Consider the following 24,298-nt stretch of genomic DNA (forward strand, 5'->3'; position numbering starts at 1 on the left):
TGCGCAAGCCTCGATCAAGGTCTAGCAGCATGCTCCGCTGGCCGGCTGATCGGCGTCTGCGCAGGCAAGCCGGCGCCTCGAACCGGCCGGGTCGGGGTGCGCTCGGTTCGACCGGACACACGGTCTCAAATGCGCCGAACCGGTGGAGGCGGCCGTCAAAGCCGAGCTAGGCGGCCGGTAAAGCCCGGCTACTGGCCCGATCTCCGGGTACCTGGCGGAACGAGGCAGGAAAAGCAGGACGAGGCAGGGAGGGGACGATGACGACTCCGACCAGTGCGCCGGCCGGCCGCGGGCAGACCGCCCAGCACGCCGACGCACGCTCCGGCAAGGTCGCCGCCGGGCCGGCTCGCGGTAGGACCGCCGAAGCCGGCGAGGGCGCGACCGACCAGGAGATGACCAGGCAGGTATTCCGGCAGACCGCGTCCGACCGGGCGGTCGAGCCCTTCTTCGAGCGGGAGCGGGATGGCGCCGCCACGGAGGTGGAGGCCGCCAAGGCGGACGCCGACGAGCTCACCTGACCCCCGTCGCCGCTCCGCCGGGCGACGGCCCAGTCGCGGGTTCGTCGCCATACGGCGCTCGGGTCGCGGTTTGGGCTGCGCGAGCCGGGAACGCACCGACAACGAGAAGCCCGACACCGGGTCGGGACCGATGAGGACACTCGACACGCAGGCAGCGACGCGGAACTGACCGTCGGTCGACCGTGCAGGGCACGGGGCTCGTCGGCGGTGGAACCGACCAGGGCCGGGTTCGCGTTCCGGCCCCGCCGGCCGGCTTCGATCCAGGATTGGCGACCGGCCATACCGAGCCGCGCTGCCTGGCACGGCGTCCACGGACACCAGCACCGATCGATGGCCGACGGAGCGGGCAATGTCCCTGGGACCCGCGTCCCAGGTATCCGCGGAAGCCGCCCGACGGCCGCGGACTTCGATTCCTGTGCCGACGAAATCCCAGCCCCCAGCGATCTCGATACCCATAGCCAAGAGGTGATGCAGATGGCGACGAAGACGACGACCGACAAGCTGCGCGCAGGCGTGCCATCGGCGATCGCCAAGTCCGACGACGCGACGGTGGTGGCCTGGAAGAAGGCACACGACGCCGCCGTCAACGAACTCGGGGCGGGCCAGCGGGCGAATCTGGTCGCGTATGCCAAGCTGCGGCACACTCACGAGAAGATCGGTGACCACTGGGAGCACCGGCACGGCGACCCGCCGACGGCGAAGCCCACGGCGACCCGGTCCCGTCAGCCGCGGGCGACGGTCTCGGGCGGCGCCATCAAGCCGCTGGCCGGCAAGTCCGCGCCCGCTCCCAAGGCGACGTCGGCGAAGCGGTCCGGCACGGTCCGGCCGGCCGCGCCGCCGGCCGCGTCGGCTCCTCGCAAGACCGCGAACCCCCGCGCCTCGACGGCGGTCGCGAAGCCGGCGAAGCCCGCGGCCCGCGCGCCGTCCACGCGTCCGGCGGCCAAGCCCGCGGCGCGGGCGAGCTCACCAGCCCGGTCGACAGCCCGCGCGACCTCGGCCACCAGGCCGGCGACGCGTACCAGCCCGACGACCCGGGCCACGAGTGGCAAGTCGGCGGCGGCTGACAAGTCCGGTTCCGCTGGCAGGTCGGCGTCATCCGGCAGGTCCGCGCCGGCCGGCAAATCAGCGTCGGCGAGCAAGCCGGCGCCGGCCGTCACATCCAGGTCGGGGAGCCGGTCCGTATCGGCCCCAAAGCCGGCGTCCGTCCCAAAGTCGGCGTCCGTCCTAAAGTCGGCGTCCGTCCCAAAGTCGGCGTCCGTCCCAAAGTCGGCATCCGTCTCAAAGCCGGGGTCGGCCGCCAAATCCGCACCGGCCGGCAAATCGGTGTCGGCCAGCAAGTCGGTGTCGGCCAGCAAGTCGGGATCGGCCAATAAGGCGGGGTCGGCCAGCAGGCCCGCATCATCCGGTAAGGCTGCATCGGCTGGTAAACCCGCGCCGAGCGAGAGGCCCGCCGCGGCCAGCAAAGCGGCACCCGCTATGAAATCACGGGCATCGACCAGCCCCAGGGCAGCCAGGGGCCAGGCGCCGGCAGCCGTCAAGGTCGTCGAGAAGCCGGTCGTCGTCGAGATCGAGAAGCCGGTTCTCAGGACGAAGGTCATCGCAAAGCCGATTGTCATCGAGGTTGAACGGCCGGTGCTGCGGCAGAAGGTCGTCGAAAAGCCGGTGGTGATCGAGATCGAACGTCCGGTGCTGCGCCGGAAGATTGTCGACCGGCCCTTCGACGTCGAGATCGAGAAGCCGGTCATCCGGCAGAAGGTCGTGGAGCGGCCGGTAGTCATCGAGATCGAGAAGCCGGTGATCACGGAGAAGGTCGTCGAACGGCGGGTGGTAGTCGAGAAGATCGTAGAGAAGCCTGTCTTCAAGGAGAAGATCGTTGAGAAGCCGGTCGTTGTCGAGAAGGTCGTCGAGAAGCCCGTGGTTCGCGAGAAGGTCGTCGAGAAGCCGGCCGGCGGGCCCGGCGTTCGGCCGTCCTCCGGCGTCGGCGCGGATCCGGTTCGCAAGGAGCCGCCGCCCGTCCCGAAGGCTCCGCTGACGGGCGGGGCCCCGGCGCACCTGGCCCCCAGGCCGACGCCACCGCCCCCAGCGGGGCCGAAGCCGGCGGCACCCAAGCCGGCGCCACCGAGGCCGTCGGGGCTCGTCCGGCCGCCTGGCGCGCCGCCCGCACCACTCGCTCCGGAGCTCGCCGCGACCGGCAGGCCGCCCGCCGCCGGCTCTGGCCCTCGGTCTGGTCCGGACCCGAACGCTCCACGGCCTGCTCAGGCGAGTCAGCCGGCCGGCGGTGTGAGCTTCGTGGCTCCGACCGGCGGCGGGCCGCCCGATCGGGGCGGGCCCGCGAGCGGGCGGCTGGATAATTCGACGCCGATCGCCGACCTTCGGTCCGCCGCGCGCGAACTGTCGGTCAACGGCTGGGCCCGGCTGCCGAAGGATGAGCTGGTAGAGGCGATCCGAAAGGTCAACCGACGCTGACCGCGCCGCGGGGCGAGACGGCGACCAAGGCCGACGGTCCGGCCGACCGAACCTGATCCGGCCGGACCGTGGCGTGTTGCGAGCTGGTTTCGCGGGTGGCCGCGCGGTGGCTCCGGGCCGATCCCGCCGATAGGCTCGCAAGGCGACAGGAGGCGGAAGGCCGAGAGTCGTAACGGGGTTGTGGTTGACGGCAGGGGCCATGACTGATCGTTCTGTGTAACGCCAAGTCGTGGTGGACAGGGCGTCGCGTCACGGGACTCCGTTGATCGAAGATGTGGCGCACTTCACGAATACGACCGTGAATGACAGATCGCGTACGGACTGTTTCCGACTGGGCCAGCCGCCGACTGTGACTTGGGTAGCTGGTGGCAGGCCCGCCGTGACCCAACTACACACTGCTAGCCAACTACATACTGTGCCGCTCACACCCGCGCGGGAGAGTCCCGGGCAAACCAGCCTGTGGCGCCGAAGGAGCAAGACCTCCCCACAAACTCTCAGGCACCCAACCGCCGGGTCAGGCAACTCTGGAAAGCGGACGCCTCGCGGTGTCCCGCCGACGGTGCAAGCCGGGCACGGAAGTCCGCCGAGGGCGCCTCAGTCGCGCCCGGGCGGGCCACCGGTCCGGCGAAGCTCTCAGGCCGATGACAGAGGGGGAGACGAGGCGGTCCGCCGCCGTCCGGCCAGAGCCATAGGCCGGCGCGCGGCCGGTGCCGCCGTCTCCCGGGGCGCCCGCCCCGGACCCCGACGTGGAGCCCGGCGCCCGCCGAGTCCCGCCTGACCCACCGGAGTGGCCACCATGACCGAGAACGCCACCGGCACGCCGACGCTGCCGGCCACCTCGTATCCGGTGTTCGCCGATCGGCACATCGGCCCGGATCCCAGCGCTCAGGCCACGATGCTCGCCGAGCTCGGCTACCCGACGCTCGCCGCGCTCACCGACGCCGCCGTCCCGGCCGGCATCCGGTCCGGCGCCCTCGCGCTGCCCACGCCGATCCCGGAGAGCGCGGCGCTCGACGAGCTGCGCGCGTTGGCGGGCCGCAACCGCAGGGTGACCACGATGATCGGCCTGGGCTTCCACCCGGCCGTGATGCCCGGGGTGATCCAGCGCAACGTGCTGGAGAACCCGGCCTGGTACACCGCCTACACCCCGTACCAGCCCGAGATCTCCCAGGGGCGCCTCGAGGCCCTGCTGAACTTCCAGACGATGGTCACCGACCTCACCGGCCTCGCGACCGCGGGGGCCTCGCTGCTGGACGAGTCGACCGCCGCGGCCGAGGCGATGCAGCTCGCCCACCGGGCCGACAAGGCCAAGCGCTCGACCTTCCTGATCGACGCCGACACCCTGCCGCAGACGATCGAGGTCGTGCGCACCAGGGCCGAGGCGCTCGGCCTCGACGTGCACGTCGCCGACCTGCGCGTCGGCCTCAGCCCGATCCCGTCGCCCGCGCCCGGCGAGGGGCCCGTCGAGGCGCTGCCCGCCGAGCCCGGCGAGGAGCCGCAGGAGGCCGCCGGCGCGCTCCCGGCGGACGTGCTCGCCGACACGTTCGGGGTCCTGCTGTCCTACCCGGGCGCGAACGGCGAGGTGCGCGACCTGCGCGGCGTGATCGCCCAGGCCACCGGCCGCCGGATCGTGGTGACGGTCGCCGCCGACCTGCTCGCCCTGACGCTGCTGACCTCGCCAGGCGAGCTTGGGGCGGACATCGCCGTCGGTACCACCCAGCGGTTCGGCCTGCCGGTGATGTTCGGCGGCCCGCACGCGGGTTACCTGGCCGTCCGCAAGGGCCTGGAGCGCAACCTGCCCGGCCGCCTGGTCGGCGTGTCGGTCGACGCCGACGGCAAGCCGGCCTACCGGCTGTCCCTGCAGACCCGTGAGCAGCACATCCGCCGCGAGAAGGCCACCAGCAACATCTGTACCGCCCAGGTGCTGCCGGCCGTGCTCGCCTCGATGTACGCCGTGTACCACGGCCCGGCCGGCCTGGCCGGGATCGCGGCGACGGTCCACGATCACGCGGTGCGGCTCGCCGCCGGGCTGCGCGCCGGGGGCGTGGAGGTCGTCCACGGCTCCTTCTTCGACACCGTGCTCGCCCGGGTGCCCGGCCGCGCGGCGGACGTCGTCGCGGCCGCGCTCGACCACGGCGTCAACCTGCGCCTCGTCGACGGCGACCACGTCGGGATCTCCTGCAACGAGGCGACGCTGGACGCGGACCTCACCGCGGTCTGGTCCGCCTTCGGGGTGGCCGCCCCGGACAGCCAGGCGCAGGGCGCCCTGGCGGTCCCGGCGGAGCTGGTCCGCACGTCGGCCTACCTGGAGCACCCGGTCTTCCACAGCCACCGGTCGGAGACGGCGATGCTGCGCTACCTGCGCCGGCTGTCCGACGTCGACTTCGCCCTCGACCGGGGCATGATCCCGCTCGGCTCGTGCACGATGAAGCTCAACGCCACCGCCGAGATGGCCGCGGTGACCTGGCCCGAGTTCGCCGAGATCCACCCGTTCGCACCGGTGGAGCAGGCCGCCGGCTACCTGGAGATGATCTCGGATCTGGAGCGCTGGCTCGTCGAGGTCACCGGCTACGCGGGCATCTCGCTGCAGCCGAACGCCGGTAGCCAGGGCGAGTTCGCGGGCCTGCTGGCGATCAGCTCGTACCACCGCGACCACACGCCGGCCGGCGCCCCCGCGCGGGATCTCTGCCTGATCCCGTCCTCGGCGCACGGCACGAACGCCGCGAGCGCCGCGATGGCCGGCATGAAGGTCGTCGTCGTCGCCTGTGACGACGACGGCAACGTCGACCTGGCCGACCTGGCGGCCAAGGCCACCCAGCACGCCGAGCGGCTCGCCGCGCTGATGGTCACCTACCCCTCGACGCACGGCGTCTACGAGGAAGGCATCGGCGAGGCCTGCGCGATCGTCCACGCGGCCGGCGGTCTGGTCTACGTCGACGGCGCGAACCTCAACGCGCTCGTCGGCCTGGCCAAGCCGGGTGAGTTCGGCGCCGACGTCAGCCACCTGAACCTGCACAAGACGTTCTGCATCCCGCACGGCGGCGGTGGCCCCGGCGTCGGCCCGGTCGCGGTCGGCGAGAAGCTGCTGCCCTACCTGCCGAACCACCCGCTACGCCCCGAGGCCGGCCCCGCGACCGGTGTGGGCCCGATCTCCGAGGCGCCCTGGGGCTCGGCCGGCATCCTGATGATCCCGTGGGTCTACCTGCGGCTGATGGGTGCCGAGGGCGTCACGGCCGCCACCTCGGTCGCGGTGCTGAACGCCAACTACGTCGCCAGCCGGCTGCGGCCGCACTACCCCGTGCTCTACGCCGGCCAGAACGGCCTGGTCGCGCACGAGTGCATCCTCGACCTGCGCCAGCTCACCAAGGACACCGGCGTGACCGTCGACGACGTCGCCAAGCGCCTGATCGACTACGGGTTCCACGCGCCGACGATGTCGTTCCCCGTCGCCGGAACGCTCATGGTCGAGCCGACCGAGAGCGAGGACCTCGGCGAGATCGACCGGTTCTGCGACGCGATGATCGCGATCCGGGCCGAGGCGGACAAGGTCGCCGACGGCACCTGGCCGAAGGACGACAACCCCCTGCGCAACGCTCCGCACACCGCCGAGATGGTCACCGGCGACGCCTGGGACCACGCCTACCCCCGCTCGGTGGCCGCCTACCCGGTGACGTCGCTGCGCGCGGCGAAGTACTGGCCCCCGGTCCGCCGCATCGACGGCGCCTACGGCGACCGCAACCTCGTCTGTACCTGCCCCCCGCCGGAGGCCTTCGCCACCGACCTGACCCTCACGGATGCCGCCCCCGCGACCCTCCCAGACGCCCGCACCGCCCTCACCCCAGTCGGCGCCGCCGGCTAGCCCCGAAGACACAACGCCAAACCTCCGCGGCTAGGTCGCTCATACCGGAGCGCGGGCGGCTGGGCGCCCTGATTAGCAGCCTTCCATATTCAGGCTATGCTCATGATTCCTGATTATGGAGGACGTCTTGGGTGAGCTCCTGCGTCGTCGCTGGGAGAGCGATCTCGGCGCCGGCATGTCGCGGCGGGATCGAATGTCCTGCGAGTACGACGCCTACCTGCCAGATCCGCTGGTGGCGCGGGAGTTTCGCTTCGACGGGCGGACGGTCGCCGACCTCGTGGACGCGGAGCACGCGATCGTCTCGCTGAACCGGGAGGCCATTGCCCTGCGCGGCACAGAGGTGCTCGCCCGAATGCTGCTGCGGGCGGAGTCCGTCGGCTCGTCCTGGATCGAAGGGCTCGAGGTCGGGGGCCGTCGGGTGCTCCGAGCGGAGGCTGGCCGTGAGCTGGGCGAGCCGGTGACGGACGTGACCGCTTCCGAGGTGCTCGGCAACATCGACGCCATGGCCTACGCGACCGAGCTAGTCAACGTCGGCGACCCGATCACGACGGACGGGCTGCTCGAGATCCACCGGCGCCTGCTCGCCGGCAGCAGGCTACAGGAGCACGGAGGCCGGATCCGGGCCGCTCAGAACTGGATCGGTGGCAGCAGCTACAACCCGTGCGCCGCGGCGTTCGTTCCACCGCCACCGGAGGCCGTCCCCGCGCTGCTGGACGATCTGGCTGCCTTCTGCGTTGAGGACGAACTGCCGGCCGTCGCACAGGCGGCGATCGCACATGCGCAGTTCGAGGCGATCCATCCCTTCGTGGACGGCAACGGGCGAACCGGACGGGCGCTGATCCACATGGTGCTGCGCCGCCGCGGCCTCGCGACGGATGTGCTGCCGCCGGTCTCGCTGATCCTCGCCACCCGGTCGCGGGATTACATCCAGGCGCTGTCCCGTACCCGCTTTGTCGGCCCGGCTGATTCCGAGGAGGCCCGCGCCTCGGCCGACGAGTGGATCTCCCTGTTCGCCGGCGCCTGTATCCGCGCCTGCGCCGACGTGACCGACTTCGAGGCGCGCATCGACGAGATCCAGCGTGGCTGGCGCGAGCGGCTCGGCGAGATCCGACCCGACTCGACACTGGAGCGGCTCCTGGGCCTGCTGCCCGCCGCGCCGGTCCTCACCGTGCAGTCGGCCGCGAGGCTGCTCGGCCGGTCCGCGCAGACGGCCAACCAGGCGGTGAGTCGGCTCGTCGACGCCGGCGTGCTGCGACAGGTGACGGTCGGTCGGCGAAACCGGGCATTCGAGGCCCCGGAGGCCATCGACGCGTTCACCCTCCTGGAACGACGCCTGGCGAGCCCACAGAGCGACACCCTGACCAGCCCACCGACCCGCCGGGTGCCCCGCAGACCGTGAGCGGCCGGTCTGGGGCGGGTGGGGCTGAGGCGGGCATGTGGGGCGCAAGGTTGGGATACTGCTCGCCGCGGCCACTGCGTCGATCTGGGCCGGCGCCCCGACCGGGAACCGTGCGTCGACGCCGTGGGCAAGCCAGCCAGGGCCCTGGCTGGGCTGATCTAGGAGGAGCGCGATGGGCAGCATCATCCAGGGGATCGACGGCGCCAAGGCGCTCGCCGGGCAGGACTGGGGGACGAGCAACTGGGTTGAGGTGACCCAGGAGCAGGTCAACACCTTCGCCGACGCGACCGGTGACCACCAGTGGATCCACGTCGATGTCGAGAAGGCCAAGTCCGGCCCGTTCGGCGGCCCGATCGCCCACGGTTTCCTTACCCTGTCGCTGATCCCGGTGCTGTTCCACGACGTGGTGCAGGTCGAGGGCATCTCGATGGCGGTCAACTACGGGCTGAACAAGGTGCGCTTCCCCGCGCCGGTGCCGGTCGGCTCGAAGCTGCGGGCGCAGATCAAGAACCTCACGGTCGAGGACGTCACCGGCGGCGTCCAGGTCGTCAACCAGGTCACGATCGAGCGCGAGGGCGGCACCAAGCCGGTCTGCGTCGCCGAGTTCATCTCCCGCTACTTCGCTTAGGCGGCGGGCGTCGGGACGGGCGCTTGCGCGTCCGCCCGACGCCCGGGCCCGGAGCGGTCAGCCGATGGCCGCCGGCTCGTCGTCAGTGATCTTCCCGCGCGGTGCCGGCAGGTCGACCGTCTCCGTGGCCGGTGTGGCCTGGTCGCCGTGGAGGTCGATGTGGGGGAGGAGGCGGTCGAGCCAGCCGGGGAGCCACCAGTTGGCGCCGCCGAGCAGGGCCATCGTCGCCGGGACCAGGACCATCCGGATGACGGTCATGTCGACGAGGACCGCGACGGCCATGCCGAGACCGAGCATCTTGACCGTGACGTCCGGGTCCAGCGAGAACCCGGCGAACACCGCGATCATGATGAGGCCGGCGCTGGTGATGACGCGGCCGGTCTTCGCCAGCCCCCGCACGACGCTGCCGCGGGCGTCGCCGGTGGCCTTCCAGTCCTCCCGGATCCGGGAGAGCAGGAACACCTCGTAGTCCATGCTGAGGCCGAACAACACGACGAACATCAGCAGCGGCAGCCAGCTGGACATCGGCACCGCGTGCGGCAGCCCGAGCGCCCGTACTCCCCAGCCCCACTGGAACACGGCGATGATCACGCCGTAGGCGGCGGCGATGGACAGCAGGTTCATCACCGCGGCCTTGAGCGCGACCACCGGCGCCCGGAACATCACCAGCAGGAGCAGCAGCGAGACGCCGACGACGAACCCGACGACCACCCAGATCCGTCCCGCCAGGTACGCGGAGATGTCGGTGAAGGCGGCGGTCCAGCCGGTGATCCTGACGCCGGGCGGCAGCACGTCGGCGCGCAGGTGGCGGACCAGCGCGGACGCCTTCGCGTCGCTCGGGCCGACCGTCGGCTCGGCGACGATCACCGCGGTGGAGCCGTCGGCGGAGACGATCGGAGCCTGGACGTCGGCGATGTCGCCGGTCGTGCGCAGCGTCCGGACGAGCGGGTCGAGCTGGGTCCTCGGTAGCTCCCGCAGGTCCGCCACGATCAGCAGCGGCCCGTTGGCGCCAGGACCGAAGTTGGCCGCGACGAGGTCGTAGGCACGCCGTTGGGTGGTCGAGGTCGGCTGGCTGCCGGCGTCCTGCGGCCAGGTGCGCATCGCCAGCACCGGAGCCGCGAGCGTCAGCAGCAGTACGAGGGCCGCCAGTGCCCAGGGCAGCGGTCGGCGGCCGATCCGCGCGGCCCAGCGAGCGGTCAGCCCCCCGCCGGCCGGGCTCGCGGCACTGGTGTTCTCGGCCTGGCCGGCATTCTCGGCCCGGCCGGTGCTCTCGAGCTGGCCGGGAACGGGTGCCATCATCCTGGCGGCGCGGCGGCGGGCCCGGCGCCCCAGCAGGCGGTGCCCCGCGAGGCCGCACAGCGCCGGGACGAGGGTCAGCGAGGACGTGACGACGGCGACGACCACGACGGCGGTGGTGAATCCCGTCGAGGCGTAGGTGGTCAGCCGGACCAGTCGCAGCCCCATCAGGGCGAGCACCACGGTCGCGCCGGCGAAGACCACCGAGGTGCCGGCGGTCGCGGTGGCGCGCGCGGCGGCCTCGCGGACCGGCAGCCCGGCCCGCAGCCCCTCGACGTGCCGGGTGACCAGGAGCAACGCGTAGTCGATGCCCACCCCGATGCCGACCATCGAGCCGAGCGTCGGCGCGATCGTGCTGACGTCAGTGGCGGCGGCGATCAATGTGATCCCGGCCGAGCCGACGCCGAGACCGAGGAACGCGACGGCGAGTGGCACCCCGGCGGCGATCACCGAGCCGAACGCGGCCAGCAGGATGGCCAGCGCCACCACGATGCCGATCGCCTCGGCCTTCCCGTCGACGGAGTTGATGTTCTCGGAGACCTGGCCGCCGATCTCGGCCCCCAGCCCGGCGGCCCGCGCCGGCGCGAGCGCCGTCTCCAGGTGGTCGAGCGCCTTCTTGCCGCCGACGTCGGTCACCGGGCGGTCGTAGTAGACGGTGATCAGCGCGGTGTCGCCGTCGTCGGACAGCCGCGGCGGGGCGACCAGGTCGACGTACTGGACGCCGCGCAGCCGCCCGCCGACGGCACGCAGCTCGGCGGCGTCGAGCCGGCCGTGCGCGCTGTGCAGCACGACGCGCGCGTCGGCACCGGCGAACTGTGGGAAGCCGGCCCGCAGCAGGTCGGTCCCCTGCTGGGATGGCAACCCAGGGGTGTCGTAGTTGTCCTGCGGCGTTCCGCCGGACAGGCTGGCCAGCCCCAGCGCGAGCACCAGGGCCACAACCCAGGTGCCGATCACCCGCCACGGGTGGGCGGCGCAGGCCCCACCCACTCGGCGCAAGAACCCGGACATCGTCTCGTCCCCTTCTCCGGTTGTCGTCCCGGACATGACGAGCCGGGCCCTCGGACTGTGACGTCCGCACCCGCCACCGGGCAGTCGCCTGCGCGACCGCCGTGCTGCCAGAACACCGACGGTTCTGTCGGCGACCAGACGCGTTCACAGCCCACGTAGCGCGCTGAGTGGTGGCTCACGGACGGCCGGTGGGTTTGCTGGTCCCTAAGGGACTTATTCGAACGTTGAGTGAGCGTACCTGCACAAGAGGGGCCCAAAGGTGTCACATGTTCCTTCCCCGCAGCTATACGAAGAGCGACGACTCGGTACGGTTGGGTTGGAACCTGCGGTTTGCCCACTCCCAGTGGCGAACATTCGCTCCCGGTGGGTAGCGCGCCCGACTGACCCGACACCGGGTCACGGGGACAACGGCCCTCCCGGCCATCAGGAAGACATGCGAAAGGCTGCGCATGGCCCCGGCCCATGACCTACGCCGAGCCCGCCCGGAACCGATGGCGCCGTCGCCGCACTCCGGGCCCGGCCCGGCCGGCAGTCAGCCGCCGAGCCCGGTCGGGCTGACCAGCTCGGCGTCCGCCGCACGCGCCATGATGACGGCGGCCCCGTGGACGGGCTGGCTGTGGCTCGGTTACCTGGGCGCCGGCGCGGTGGCCGCCTTCGGCTACAGCGCGGTCCCGGCCTCCGGCGGCTGGCTGGTCGCGCGGATGGTCGGTGGCTGTGGCATCGGCGCCTCGTCGGTCGTCGCCGTGTTCGTCGGCCTGCGCCGCCACCAGCCGCGGCCGCGCCGGCCCTGGGTGCTCATCGGGCTCTCCCAGCTGCTGTTCACGAGCGCCAGCGTGGTCTTCTACGCCGCCGAGTTCCTGTCGGCTGACCAGCGGATTCTGGGCGTGTCCATCCTGCTGTACCTGGCGCACTACCCGGTCCTGGCCGCCGGGCTGCTGCTGATCGTCCGTCGACGCGCACCCCGCGGTGACCTGCCGGCCCTGCTGGACGGGCTCCTGGTGGCCACCGGAGCGACCACGCTGTCGGTGCTGCACCTGATCGGGCCGGGCCTGCACGAGGACATCCCCCGCCTGGTCACCTGGACCGCGACCGGCTACCCGATCGCCGATCTCGTCCTGCTCACGATCGGGGTCCGGCTCGTCGCCAGTGCGGGCTTCCGGCCGCCCGCGTTCATCCTGCTGAGCGTCAGCCTGTTCGCCATCCTGGCCGCGGACACCGGCTACGGACTAAGGCAGCTGCACGCCATCTACGCGGTCGGTGGCCCGCTCGACGGCATCTGGCTCGCGGGGAGCCTCGCGCTGGGCGCGGCGGCGCTGCATCCGACGATGGCCGGGGTCGCCCAGCCGTCGTCCAGACCTGCCGGGCTGGGCCGCGCCCGGCTGTGTGGGCTTTACCTGGCCGGCATCATCCCGCCGCTCTCGCTGGTCGTCCCGCGTGGGGCCGCCAACGGGGTGACGGAGCTGGTCAGCGCCATAGCCATGGTCATCTCGACGGCCCTCATCATGATCCGGATGAGGTACGCCGAGGTGAGCCAGCGGCGGCTGGCCAACACCGACGTACTCACCGGCCTGTGCACCCGGCGCTTCCTGGAGACGCGGCTCGCGCTCGCCTCGGTCCGGGCCAGCCAGCCGGGCGCCACGCTCGCGCTCCTGCTCATCGACGTGGACCACTTCAAGGCGGTCAACGACCGATTCGGCCATCCGGCCGGCGACCGCGCGCTCGCCGAGGTCGCGCGCCGGCTGCGCGAGGTCGCCCGGTCCGCCGATGTGGTGGCCCGTTACGGCGGCGAGGAGTTCGCGCTGCTCACCACCTACCTGGGCCAGGACGACCTGTACGTGCTCGGCGAGCGGCTGCGCCTCGCGGTCGCCGCGAGCCCGGTCGCCGTCGACGACGGCATCGTGCTGCCGGTCACGGTGTCGGTCGGTGCCGCCGCCACGACGCTGCCGGCCAGCCCGGCCGAGCTGATCGACCGCGCCGACCGCGCGCTCTACGCGGCCAAGTCCGCCGGCCGCGACTGCTGCGTCCTCGCGTCGCCCGCGCCCCAGCCCGACGCGGGCCGGGCCGCGGCCGAGGCCCACTGCTCATCGTCGGCGGCCTGACTCCCGCGCCCCGCTCGCGCCGCGACAGGCCGACAGGCCGCTGCCGTCAGGACGGCGGGGTCGCCAGCGGTGCCTCCAGCGGGCGCCGGCGGATCCGCGGGAGGTAGGGCGTCAGCTCGTCCGGGTCGAACCGGCTCAGTCTGATCGACCACCAGACGGTCCTGACGGAGTCGGCGTCACGGTCCTCTGAGGTCTTGTACGAACCGTCGGGGAACAGCGCCGTCCACCGGTTGCCGGCCAGCCCGAGCATCGTGGCGAGCTCCCGGCTTCCGTCACTCCGGTGACTGTCGCCGACCTGCCACAACCGGGCGGTGCCGTCGGCGCCGCCGGATACCAGCACGTCACCCGCCGCGTTGAACGCGACCGACCGGATCTCCTCGGTATGCCCGGCCAGACGAGCCAGCTCGCTGCCGGTGCCCGGATCCCAGAGCCGGACGATGCCGTCCTCGCCGCCGGCCGCGAGCAGCCGGCCGTCCGGGGCGAAGGCGATGGTCCGTACCCGGCCGCCGTGGCCGACGAGGCGATTGCGCAGCACCCCGGTGGCGGCGTCCCAGATCCGCACCGTGCCCGACCCCGAGCCGCTCGCGAGCAGCTCGCTGTCGGGGGAGAACGCCACCGCGTTGACCCAGTCCGAGTGGCCGACGAGGCGGCGGGCCGCCGCAGCCGACCCGCCACGCGCCCCCACCGCGTCCCAGACGTGCACCGTACCGGTGTCGGTGCCGGCCGCGAGCCGCTCGCCGTCCGGTGAGAACGCGACCGTGAGCACCCGAAGGCCGCCGGCCTTCAAGGTCGCCATCGGATGGCCGGTCCACGGGTTCCAGAGGCCCACGGTCCCGTCGGGATGACCGACCGCGAGGATCGTCGTGTCCGGGGAGAAGGCGAGCGCGCGCACGGGGGTCCGCCTGGTGTTCAGCCGGCGCACCGGCGTGTCCAGGTCGCTTCGGCCGTCGCCGGCCCGGCCGGGGGACAGCTCGTAGATCCGGACCAGGCCGTCACCGCCACCGGCGGCGAGCAGGGTGGCGTCGTCGGTCAGGCTCATCGCGTAGCACCAGGCCTTCTCGCCCGAGCCGATGTGCACCTGGGCGGCGGTCCTGGTGTCCCAGAGCCGCAGCGAGCCGTTCTCGCTGGCGGCGGCGACCAGCGACTGTTCGGGCACGAAGGCCGTGGCGAGCACGTCCGCGGTGCGGCCGGTGAGCAGCGTCCGTCCCGGCGGGGCGCCGTCGGTGACCTTCCAGACCTGGACGGTTCCGTCCCTGGTGCCCGCGATCAACGCCTTCCCCTCGGCGCCGACGAACTCCAGGATCGTCACCCAGCCGCGGGCCGCGCGCAGCGTCGTGCGCAGGCTGTCGCCGGCCAGGTCCCACACCCGGATCGTGCCGTCGTCGGCGCCGATCGCGACGAGCGAGCCACTCGGGTCGAACGCGAGGGCGCGGGCGAAATGATGGTCGCCGCGCCGGCGGCCCACCTCACGCCCGGCGGCGAGGTTCCAGACCCGGGCCGTGTTCTCCCCGTTGACCCAGGCCAGCAGGGTTCCGTCTGGGGAGAAGCGCAGCGTGCGCGCCTGCTCGGTGGGCTTGCCGAGCACCGAGAGGTCGCTGCGGGTGCGCACGTCCCAGAGGCGTACCTCGTCGCCGTAGGCCAGCAGCGTCCCGTCCGGGGAGAACTGCAGCGTCTTGATGCGGTCCGCCGACTTGTGCAGCGTCGCGACCCTGGTCAGCGTGGCCAGGTCCCAGACGTGCACCCTGCCCTCCCAGCAGCCGGTCGCCAGCAGCGAGCCGTCAGGGGAGAACGCGAGCGCGCGCACCCGGCTGGCGTGCCCGACGAAGCTCGCGACCTCCTCGGCCGCGGCGACGTCCCAGAGCTGGATGCCGCCGGCGACGTCGCCCGCCGCGAGCCGCGAGCCGTCGGCGGAGAACGCGACCGCGCGGATCCACTCGCCGCGCCCGCGCAGCACCGCCAGCACGTGCCCGTCGGCGAGGTCCTCCAGCGCGACGTGGTGCCCGGTTCCGTAGGCGAGCAGGTCGTGGGACGGCGAGAGCGCCTGGGTCCAGCGCAGGCCCGAGTCGATGACGACCTCCACGGGGTCGCGGCCCGGGACCGCGGCGGCGGCGAGCTCTGGGGCCGTCCGTGCCCGGTCCGGCGGGGTCGCGCCGAGCAGCGCGGCCCGTTCCCACTTGCTGCCGGTGAGGACGGTGCCGGTCAGGTCGGGGTCGGTGAGGCGGGCCCGGCGCAGGTCGGCGTCGGTGAGGTTCGCGCCGGTCAGCCGCAGGCGGCGGGCGCGGACTCCGGTCAGCCGCGCCCCCGTGAGGTTCGCGCCGGTCAGGTTCGCGTCGTCGAGGTCGGCGTCGGTGAGGTTCGCGCCGGCCAGGTCGGCGTCGCTGAGGTCGAGGCCGGTCAGGTCGGCGCCCTCCAGATGGGCCCCGCCGAGCCGCGCGCCGCGGGCCGCCGTCGGGTCGGCGCGGCGCGCGATCGCGAGCGCGTTCGCCCGGGGCGCCTGGCCGGCCTCCGGCTCGGCCAGAGCTCGCCGCGCCCAGGCTGTCGCCGCGGCGTCACCGGCCACGCCGCGCAGGAAGTCGACCATGAGCGGCGACATCACCCGCGCGCCCAGCACGTCGCCGCCACCGCCCAGGTCGTCGACGTCGGCGAGCCGCTGGGCGGCCGCCGCGGCGACCAGGTACTCCATCACCGACTGGTGGATGAAGGTGAAGCCGCCGTCGTCGGCGCGGACCAGCAGGCTGCCCGAGCCGACCATGTGCGCGGCCTGGCTGGAGTCGAGCTGGCCGGCGTCGACCCGGTCCGTCATCGCGTCGAGGGCCGTGCTGGTCGTCGCGGTGAGCTCTGAGAGGTTGATCACCTGGTCGGTCGTCCGCCAGAGCCGCAGCGCGAGCGCGGTGACGGCCTCCCGGCGCTCGCCGGCCGTCAGCGCCGGCCCGGCGCCGGGCGGGCGGGCCCGGCGTTCCTCGTAGCGCAGCCACTCCTCGATCAGCTCGCCGTACAGGTCCGCTGAGCTGATCACACCGGTTCTGGCCTGGACGGCACGCAGCCGGTTCGTGTCGAGCGACGCGATGAAGCCGAGCATCCGCGGGTTGTGGGACAGCCCGAGCAGGTCCCTGATGTCGTGGATCAGTTCGAGCCGCTCCCGAGCCCGCGCGGCGTCGCCGTGGTGCAGCCGGACGAGGAACTCCTCGATCTGGCGCTCGGTGAAGTCGCCGACCTCGGCGATCCGGCTGGCCGGCAGCAGCTCGACCCGGGCGCCGAGCGCCCCGCGGACCTGGCCGTGGGACAGGAAGTGCTGGGTCCGGCTGGTCACGACGACCTTGGCCTGGCCCTCGACGGCGTCCAGCAGCCGGCCCAGGTGCTCGGCAGCGGTCTCGTAGGTGACCCGCAGCGCGAGCTCGTCGAACCCGTCGAAGAGCAGCACCAGCCGGCCGCGGCGCAGCATGTACCGGAAGACCGACACGTCGACCCGCTGCTCGCCGGAGGCGACCAGGTGGGCCGCGACCAGCTCGTCGACGCTGTGCGCCTTCTCCATCGCGCGCAGGTCGATCAGCAGCGGGATCAGGTGTGGGCGGCGTTCGGGCAGGGTGCGGGCCAGCTCGTGCAGGCAGAACGTCTTGCCGCGGCCGAAGTCGCCCAGGATCAGGACGAACCGCGCCGAGTCGGCGGTCAGCCAGTCGACCAGCTGGCCGAGCAGGTCACCGCCGTCGGGGCCGCTCGCCTGGTCGGTGCTGCCGTCGCCGGTTGGCACCATCCCGTTGAGCGTGCCGTCGAGCATGGTGTCGGCTGGGGTGGTGTCGGCCGGGGCGGCGTCGGTCGGGTCGGCGGTGACCGGGCCGCCGTCGATCACCCGGAACCGCTGCGGCAGGTAGAGCGCCGGCGGGTAGAGCCGGTCCGCGGCCAGCCGGTCGCTCTGCCGGCGCAGGTAGCCGCGCAGGTCCAGCAGGCCCTGGTACTCCACGAAGCTGCGCAGCCGCACACCGCGCACGGACGCCTGGCGGACCAGCTCGTCGGGCGCCGGCAGTGGGCCGCCGTAGACGAGGTCGGAGGTCAGCTGGGGGTCGGTCGCCGCGTACTGGCGGTGCACATGCTCGACGAACCGGTCCACGGCGCTCTCGTCGACGCCGTCCTCGGCGATCCCGACCGGGCGCTGCTCGAACACCGGCCCGTGTGGCACGGTCACCCTCAGGTACTCGGGGGCGACGCCGGTCGGCGAGATTCTGGTGATCGTCGCGCCGGGGGAGGAGAGCTCGGCGATCTCCGCGACCCGGTCGGCGAACGTCTCGCCGCGCCGCGGGCCGGGCCCGTCCGCACTGTCCGGGTCGTCGGTGCGGTGCTCGCCGGTGGGCTTGCGCCCGTTGCTCGAGCGTGCGGCGGCCTTGCCGGCCGAGCCGGGGCCCTCGATGGCCGGTGGCCGGCGGGTTGGGCGGGGGAACGTGGTGGCGGCGTGCTCCCAGCGGGTCCGGTAGGTGACGGTCCCAGCGGCGCCGACCTCCTCGGCGGGCCGCCAGGCGCCGGCCCGGCGGGAGAAGCGCCGGTCCAGCCTGGTCACCTCCGCGCGGCTGATCCGCAGGATCTGGTAGCGCAGCGCGGTGTCGGCGGTGGGCACCGGGTGCGGCGGGTGCGCGCTGATCAGCGTCGTCCCGGAGCGCGGCAGCCGGGTCGGCACCGCCGGCAGCGGGCCGTCCGGCGTCGGCGCGCCGTGCCCGTGCGCGGCGAGCAGGAGGTTGACGTGCCCGCCGAGGATCAGGTCGACCCCGTAGGCGTCGGTCGCCTTCGCCGAGTGGACCCGGTCGGCGGCCAGCGGTGGGTGGTGGCCGACGGCGAGCCGGAACCAGCCGGCGCGCTCGTAGCCGGCGAGCCGGTCGGCGAACCAGCGGGCCTGGGCCTGGCCGACCTCGCCGCGGTCATCCGCCTGCAGGTGGCTCATCGCCATCGTGGAGTTCAGCCCGGCGACGACGAGCCGCAGGTCCGCCATCGGGTAGAGCGTCCACTCCTGCCCCACCGCGAAAGTCCGCTCACCGAGCTCCCGGTAGAGGTTCGCGTGGAAGTCGACGAAGTGCCGCCACTTGCGCCAGTACGGTGCCGTCGGCTCGATCTCCTCGTCCTCGCAGGCGGCGAAGTAGGCGCGGGCGGCCGCGGCGCTCACGTCGCCCCGGCCCGGGACCAGGGCGATCCGGTCGACCGGCAGGCCCAGCCGGTCGGCGAGCAGCGCCAGCCGCACCGCGGCCTGCTCGTACTCGCCACGCCGGCCCTCCAGGGCGACCCCGGTGACCACGACGAGGTCCGGGGTGAGACCGGGGCTGGCGGCGAGCACGGCCAGGTCGTCGAGCAGCGGGGCGCCGAACGGTTCCGGGCCGGTGTCCGGCGCGTGCCCGGGCCGCGTCGGCGCGGCGAGCGCGGGCAGGTGCAGCAGCGTGATCGACGTCCGCTCCCCGCCGCGGTCGGCCGCGGCGAGCGTGGCATCGGCTCGTGGCTCCGGCAGGGCCGGCACCGACGCGGTGAAGCCGGGCGTCGACGCGGTGAATCCGGGCGTCGGCGTGGTGGGGCCGAGAGCCGGCATGGTGGGGCCGAGTGCCTCAGGCGGCCCGGCCATCAGGGCGGGTAGCGCGGCCGCGCCGGCCGGCAGCGCGAGCCGCTGGGCCGGCCCGGCGATCTCGTAGCCCGGGAAGGGCGGCTCGTGCTCCGGCTCGGGCCGGCCGGTCGCCGGCTCGACCAGCCCGCGCAGCACGGTCTGCACCGCCTTCGCGCGGTCCAGGCCGAGCAGCACGATCATGTTGATCGTGCCGAGCAGTGGCGGCAGGTCGCACTGCTCGACCAGCACCGGCAGCAGGAAGCCGTCGCGGGTGTGCGCCAGCCGCATGCCCGCCTGCCATTCCTCCCGCACCCAGGAGGACCGGTCGAGGTAGGCCGGCGAGACGACCGCGATCATCCGGTCGGCCCGGGTGAGCGCGGCGTCTATCTGGTCGACGAAGTTGGCGCCGAGCGGGAACGAGCGCCGGTAGAAGTCGACCTCGTAGCCGGCGTCGCGCAGCACATGATCCAGCCAGCTGCCCCAGCGCTCGTCCGGCCCCGCCACGCTGAGAAAGATCCGCCGCACCTCACCCGCGGTCGGAGCAGACTCTCCCCACACGCCCCGATAGTCCCAGAATCACGCAACCCACAAGGGAAATCGGCAAATGCGTGTCCCAAGAGCCGCGACACCGCCGGCTCCAGCGCTCCGATCAGGAGCCGGCATCGGGTTGCTGGTCCCACCACGGCGGGTCGGGTATCGAGGCGGAAGGGATGTCGGCTGCCGGTGGCTCAGGCCAGGCGGGCCGAGTCGGTGCGTCCTTGTCCGCCTCGCCCGGATCGGCCTGGGCCGGCTCGGGGTCGAACAGGTGATCGTCTCCTGCCACCAGCTCGGCGCGGGGCCGGAAGCCGTCTACGGGGGCACCGCGCTGGGCGCCCTCATCTGCTCGGTCCAGGAAGGCGGCTCCCCGATCGCGTCGGACGCCACGTTCGGTCTCCCGCTGGGCGGCGTCGTAATCGAGGTCGTCGACCCGCTGCTCGTTCCGGCGGAGGCGCCTGAGCCGGTCGACATCGATCTGGGCGCGGCCCTGTTCGAGCTCGCCCTGCAGCTCCTCGAAGCCCGCCGGCGGATGAACGATGACGTTGTCGATCCAGACGACCAGCCCGCTGCCGATCGTGAAGCCGACACCGCGCTTGGCATCGATCAGGTCCTGCACCAGCCGGGCCGAGCCCGGCTCGATCGAGCGCGTGATATCGGAAAGGATCGACCGCGTGATCCGGTCGCAGTGCCCGACGGGGGCGAGCGGGGCTCGCAGGAATTCTATGGGCGAATATATGCACCACCGGGCGGCGACCACCAGGCGGAACCGTGAAGTGTTGGCGGAGCTCGCCGATTCGGTTTCGATGTTCAGCCCGTAGGTCTGATTGTCGACGAAGTAGTAATTACGCCAAATAACCTTGTCCAGCTTCTCGCCTGGCGGTAGCTCCAGAAAGTTCCCCCGGTTGTCGGCGTATACGACGCGCCAGCCCAGCCGGGGCGCAGGCAGGCCGAAGAAGGGGACCGTGTAGCGCGGGCTGACCGGTGAGGCCGGCGCGTTCCAGCCTGGATGATACTGCCAGCCGGTCTGACCGCCGTTCCAGCCACGGGGGTAGTTGTTATAGACCACCGCTGTCTCCGTTCGTGGACCTCTCGATCGTTGCGAGGACGACCTGACACGTGCGTGGCCAGCGTTTCTCCCAGCGGCGGAACTCTCGTTGGAGTCGGTCGAAATCGGCACGGCTGCGCAGCGACTCCCAGACAAGATGCGCGAATGTCGTCCGGGCGAGGTCGTCGTCCGCCTCGGTGTCCGCGGTCCACTGCCGCAGGCAGTCGAGGGCCAGCTGGTTAGTGGCCGGCTCGTCGAGCGCCCGCCGCCACAGCTCAGCGATCCGACGCAGCGTGAGCCGGTCTCCGCGGCCGGGCATGCACAGCGTGAGCAGCGCCGGGCTGCCTTGGCCAGGACTGTCGACTCCAAGGCGGAGATGAAGTGCGAGTCGCAGAAAGGCGAGGATGCCGGCGAACCGCTGGGTCGGCCCGCTGCCGGGCTCGGTCCACACCCCGAGCCGACGCAGCACCGCGTCGGTGGCGCCGCCCGGTCGCGTCGGCCGGTCGGTCTCACCGTGCACGGCGATCAGCGGAGCGGAGAAAATCTCGAAGACACTCAGAGAGACGTTGTCGATCACGTTGAGATCGACGTCCTCGGGATTCTCATCTTCCTCTGCGTCTTCCAGCGGAGCCATCAGATACGCCAGCTGATCGAGCGCGACGTCTGGGTCAAACGGCCCCAGACTCGTTCCCCAGACCCGGATCGCCGCCAGGCGTCTTGCGGGGTGCTGGGTGTGCATCTTCCAGTCGCGGAGCATCTCGATGACCACCGGCGCCAGCCCGGGGCGCCAGTCCAGCGCCAGGCTCAGCGCGGCGGCGACGGCGCCCCGCTGCCAGGGCAGGTCGTCGTCCGCCCACGGCAGGAGCACCCGCAGCAGGATCTCGTCGAAGGACCAGCTGGCCAGCACGCCGACCGCGGCGGCGGCGTGCGCCCGGACCGCTGGGTCGGTGTCCTCGCCCAGCGCCGCCAGCCACCTGAGTAGGACGGAGTGCAGCGCGTCCTGCTCCGTCCAGAGCCAGAACAGAATCCGCGACGGGTAGTTGGCACAGGTGAAGGCCACGACCTCGGTCTCGGTTGAGCCATATCGGGTGGTCTCTGTGCCGACTCTTACCTCGGCGGACGCCGCCGCGAGCCGACCCGACCGCGGCCGGGTGAACAGCGGCTGGCTGGCGTACGGGTCGGATCGCTCGTGCGGAGCGGGGTCGAATCCCCAGGTCTCGAGAGGGGCGGGACGCAGGAAACGACGGGAGGCGATCAGCATTCGGTCTTCGAGATCGCGCGCAAGGCGAGTGACCTTCGCGTAGGGCATTCCATCGAAGACGGCAAGGGCGATTACAAACGCGCGATGTTCCGGGTCCTGCCCAGGCGCCGCCAGCCAGTCCGCGAAGCGGGCCTCGATGAAGTCTGTGACCCATTGCCGCAGCGTGTCGGTTGCCTTCTGCGAGCCTCGCTCGGAACCCTGTTCGGCCCAGATCCGTCCGAGCTGGGCGAGCCCGGCAGCGCTGTAGCCCTCGCCGACCAGCTGGTCTACGAGCCCGCTCAGCTCCGTGCTCTCTCGCGCCTCGTCGAGTACGTCCGGATACGGCCGGCCGAGGCGCCGCGCGGCATGCCGGGCGACCACCCGGATGGCTGGTGGCGGCTCGTCCGCGTCGATGAGAAACTCGTCGAGCTCGTCGCCGAAGACTGTACCCGCGTCGACCGTGACCACCAGGTAGTCGCGGTTCGCGCGAAGCACGTTCGCCAGCCGTTCGAGGTCGCTGCCGCGGAGCAGGCCGGCGCCGTGCGGCGTCGCGACATCAAGAAGAAGGCCCCCCGGCTGCGGATTCTCCTCGTCGCCGGCTGGCCGGAGATGGTCTGAAGTCAGTCCACGCAGGTCGGTGCTGGCATTGAGCCGGCTAATACGGACCTGGGCGACTGCTGCTGGGTGAAGGTCCAGGCCGCGCGGGACGGGCGACGGGGGATGGCCCGACGAGGTCGTGAGGCACTCGTACAGCAAATACTCCGCAGTGGCGGTGCGCCCCCAGCCAGGGGCGGCACGCAGGACCACCAGATGATTGTCCGCCAGCTTCTTGTACAGCTGTCCGTGACAGGGCGCGGCAACGAACGCCCCGACGACCCGGGCCAACTCGGGCTGGCTGATGATTCCAGGGACTCCACCGGAGCCGGCGCCCGCCGCGCCCGCCGTTCCCGTGAACTGGCTCCCGAAGTTGAGGTTGCCACCGGAAACCTTGAAGACGACCCGCGCCGCGTGCAGCGCCGCGCCGAACATCGCGGCAGACTCGGCGCTTTCCCGATCGTTGACCTTGTCTCGGGCCTGTCCCCACGGGTCGGGTCCGCCGTCGGGCTGCGCGCCGCGCTGGTGACCACCAGCCGGCCCACCTTCCGGTCCGGGTGCCGGGTCGCCCCCACCCGCGGGGCCTCCTGGCGGACGACCATCGCCACCTACGGGACGTCCCGCACCGGGCCGCGCGCCGCCGGGACCCCGTAGGTTGTCACCCGCCGCGGGTCGCGCTGGACCGCCGCCAGCCGCCTCGCGGTCCGCCGGGGTCACCGGCGTCCAGACCCGGACGAGGGCCCAGCGGCGCAGGCGGAGTGGTGACGGACTGGCACGCTTTCGACGCCGTGAGTCATACGCACCCCCGTGTTTTTTACGCTGCGGCGCAATGTCAGGATATCGTCCCCGCATCCGAGCGTGACGACTGTGTGGCAGTCAGTCGGAGCCGGGTTGTCCGGCGAGAGGGACGAGAGCGGTGACGCAGCAGCTGTCTGATCTGGAGCTGAGAACGCTCGCCGAGGTCTACTTCGATCGATGGGCCGGGGGGGAGCTCCTCAAGCGGGCCGGCCTTTCACCTGCTGACCAGCCACAGGGTGCCGGGATCGTGCTGGATTTCTGGCGCCAGGTGAACGCCTCGCTCGGCGCCGGCATCCTGGCGGACGGCCGGCGCCGGATCCTCGCCGCCGCGGCGGCCGACTACCCGGCCAATGAGGTCTTCCGGCGTGGGCTCTCGGACGCAGCGACGTCGGGCCGGCCGGGTGGCGATCCGGCTACCCCGGTGTCGCGCGGCGACCTCGCGTCAGAGCCGGACGAGGCCGGCGGCGCCGGCGCAACGCTGCGTGCGGCGCGGATGGAGTTCAAGGTCTCCGGCGGCAACGTCAACTTCGGCCATCAGGGCAGGGTTGTCGGATCCAGCGCGCCGGTCTCGTCCCGTGAGGGCCTAGACGCACGGGCACGGTCGCAGCGGCATCCAGACAGTGGCTCTCCTGACCGGACCGCGCCGGATGTCCTGGTGCTGGCCGACGCGGAGGACGAGAGCTGGGGCCAGTGGGTTGCCTGGCACCTGCACGCCGACGGTTACCGAGTGGAACTCGACGACTGGTCCCAGTACCTCGCTGATCAGGCCGGTCTCCTTCTGGCCGACGCGGTCCGCGCGACAAGCCTGACCATTCTCGTGCGCGGCCATGGGGATCCCGTCTGGTCTGCCTCCTATTTCCAGCTCGCCGGTTTTCAGGAGCTCGCGGTGAAAAAGCGAGGAAGAATCGTCGGCGTGCGCGTCAGCGCCCACGCCGCTGACGTCGTTCCCATGGATGGAGTGACCTTTGTCGATCTAGTCGGGCTGGGTGAGAACGAGTCCGCGGCACGGTTGACGGCGGCGGTTCGTCGCCTGCTCACCGGTTGGGAGCCGACGGCCGTGAAACCGGCCTTCCCTGGTGATGGGCCCTAAGGAACACCTCGGTGCCTCCGGCTGATGCTTGGTCGATAGGTGTGTCCCGTCGTGGTTGTGAATGCTCGGTGAAGGCCGCCATGCGAGGACCGAGTACGTGATCAGATCGATGATCACCGCCGCCGGGCGCGCTCAGGCAATAAGAGAGC

12 protein-coding genes and 1 riboswitch are annotated in these 24,298 nt (G+C 72.3%); of the genes, 7 read left to right on the forward strand and 5 right to left on the reverse strand.

Translation table 11 applies throughout. The features are described 5' to 3' along the window. Positions 1-257: 257 nt before the first annotated feature. Complete coding sequence (locus tag FRAEUI1C_RS02540) at positions 258-518, forward strand: hypothetical protein (RefSeq protein WP_013421714.1); 261 nt, start codon at positions 258-260, stop codon at positions 516-518. Positions 519-1,240: 722 nt separating this feature from the next. Here the strand turns inward: FRAEUI1C_RS02540 and FRAEUI1C_RS35855 are convergent. Beyond that, positions 1,241-2,116 carry a hypothetical protein gene (locus FRAEUI1C_RS35855; RefSeq protein ID WP_157734788.1) on the reverse strand — a complete coding sequence of 292 codons (876 nt, stop codon included), beginning with the start codon at positions 2,114-2,116 and terminating at the stop codon, positions 1,241-1,243. 34 nt (positions 2,117-2,150) lie between these two features. On the opposite strand from FRAEUI1C_RS35855, the gene FRAEUI1C_RS41540 reads away from it, so the two are divergent. The 4 genes from FRAEUI1C_RS41540 (at position 2,151) to FRAEUI1C_RS02565 (ending at position 8,870) form a co-directional block, all read left to right on the forward strand. Continuing rightward, positions 2,151-2,984, forward strand: coding sequence for a Rho termination factor N-terminal domain-containing protein (locus FRAEUI1C_RS41540; protein ID WP_013421716.1), 834 nt, complete (start codon positions 2,151-2,153; stop codon positions 2,982-2,984). Between the two features lie 422 nt (positions 2,985-3,406). Beyond that, positions 3,407-3,503, forward strand: a riboswitch (glycine riboswitch). A gap of 277 nt (positions 3,504-3,780) precedes the next feature. Continuing rightward, positions 3,781-6,843, forward strand: a complete 3,063-nt coding sequence (gene gcvP / locus FRAEUI1C_RS02555; protein ID WP_013421717.1) for an aminomethyl-transferring glycine dehydrogenase — start codon at positions 3,781-3,783, stop codon at positions 6,841-6,843. A 115-nt stretch (positions 6,844-6,958) separates the two neighbouring features. Beyond that, complete coding sequence (locus FRAEUI1C_RS02560; RefSeq protein WP_232425275.1) at positions 6,959-8,242, forward strand: Fic family protein; 1,284 nt, start codon at positions 6,959-6,961, stop codon at positions 8,240-8,242. A 172-nt stretch (positions 8,243-8,414) separates the two neighbouring features. Further along, positions 8,415-8,870: a MaoC family dehydratase gene (locus tag FRAEUI1C_RS02565; RefSeq protein ID WP_013421719.1), complete on the forward strand. Its 456-nt coding sequence runs from the start codon at positions 8,415-8,417 to the stop codon at positions 8,868-8,870. Between the two features lie 57 nt (positions 8,871-8,927). On the opposite strand, the gene FRAEUI1C_RS02570 is transcribed toward FRAEUI1C_RS02565, so the two are convergent. After that, a complete protein-coding gene (locus FRAEUI1C_RS02570) occupies positions 8,928-11,174 on the reverse strand; it encodes an MMPL family transporter (protein WP_013421720.1) in 2,247 nt (748 codons plus the stop codon). 449 nt (positions 11,175-11,623) lie between these two features. Between FRAEUI1C_RS02570 and FRAEUI1C_RS02575 the strand changes: the two genes are divergently transcribed. After that, a complete protein-coding gene (locus tag FRAEUI1C_RS02575) occupies positions 11,624-13,273 on the forward strand; it encodes a GGDEF domain-containing protein (protein WP_013421721.1) in 1,650 nt (549 codons plus the stop codon). A 46-nt stretch (positions 13,274-13,319) separates the two neighbouring features. Here FRAEUI1C_RS02575 and FRAEUI1C_RS38885 read toward each other — a convergent pair whose 3' ends face one another. The 3 genes from FRAEUI1C_RS38885 to FRAEUI1C_RS39290 form a co-directional block, all read right to left on the reverse strand. Next, positions 13,320-19,349, reverse strand: coding sequence for a pentapeptide repeat-containing protein (locus FRAEUI1C_RS38885; RefSeq protein WP_049806803.1), 6,030 nt, complete (start codon positions 19,347-19,349; stop codon positions 13,320-13,322). 145 nt (positions 19,350-19,494) lie between these two features. Continuing rightward, positions 19,495-20,448, reverse strand: coding sequence for a hypothetical protein (locus FRAEUI1C_RS02585; protein ID WP_013421723.1), 954 nt, complete (start codon positions 20,446-20,448; stop codon positions 19,495-19,497). Next, positions 20,438-22,696, reverse strand: coding sequence for a hypothetical protein (locus FRAEUI1C_RS39290; protein WP_013421724.1), 2,259 nt, complete (start codon positions 22,694-22,696; stop codon positions 20,438-20,440). The genes FRAEUI1C_RS02585 and FRAEUI1C_RS39290 overlap by 11 nt, the downstream gene beginning before the upstream one ends. Positions 22,697-23,177: 481 nt before the next feature. Here FRAEUI1C_RS39290 and FRAEUI1C_RS02595 point away from each other — a divergent pair, with 481 nt between their 5' ends. Beyond that, positions 23,178-24,149, forward strand: coding sequence for a toll/interleukin-1 receptor domain-containing protein (locus tag FRAEUI1C_RS02595; RefSeq protein ID WP_013421725.1), 972 nt, complete (start codon positions 23,178-23,180; stop codon positions 24,147-24,149). Positions 24,150-24,298 lie beyond the last annotated feature (149 nt).

Source organism: Pseudofrankia inefficax (assembly GCF_000166135.1).
Lineage (GTDB): Bacteria > Actinomycetota > Actinomycetes > Frankiales > Frankiaceae > Pseudofrankia > Pseudofrankia inefficax.

Bases quoted from the DNA above. Each gene is read 5' to 3' on its own strand.
- FRAEUI1C_RS02570 (WP_013421720.1), bottom strand. From the start codon at position 11,174: ATGTCCGGGTTCTTGCGCCGAGTGGGTGGGGCCTGCGCCGCCCACCCG.
- FRAEUI1C_RS02575 (WP_013421721.1), top strand. From the start codon at position 11,624: ATGGCCCCGGCCCATGACCTACGCCGAGCCCGCCCGGAACCGATGGCG.
- FRAEUI1C_RS39290 (WP_013421724.1), bottom strand. From the start codon at position 22,696: ATGTTCGGCGCGGCGCTGCACGCGGCGCGGGTCGTCTTCAAGGTTTCC.
- FRAEUI1C_RS02565 (WP_013421719.1), top strand. From the start codon at position 8,415: ATGGGCAGCATCATCCAGGGGATCGACGGCGCCAAGGCGCTCGCCGGG.
- FRAEUI1C_RS35855 (WP_157734788.1), bottom strand. From the start codon at position 2,116: ATGACCTTCGTCCTGAGAACCGGCTTCTCGATCTCGACGACGACCGGC.
- FRAEUI1C_RS02560 (WP_232425275.1), top strand. From the start codon at position 6,959: ATGGAGGACGTCTTGGGTGAGCTCCTGCGTCGTCGCTGGGAGAGCGAT.
- FRAEUI1C_RS02540 (WP_013421714.1), top strand. From the start codon at position 258: ATGACGACTCCGACCAGTGCGCCGGCCGGCCGCGGGCAGACCGCCCAG.
- gcvP (WP_013421717.1), top strand. From the start codon at position 3,781: ATGACCGAGAACGCCACCGGCACGCCGACGCTGCCGGCCACCTCGTAT.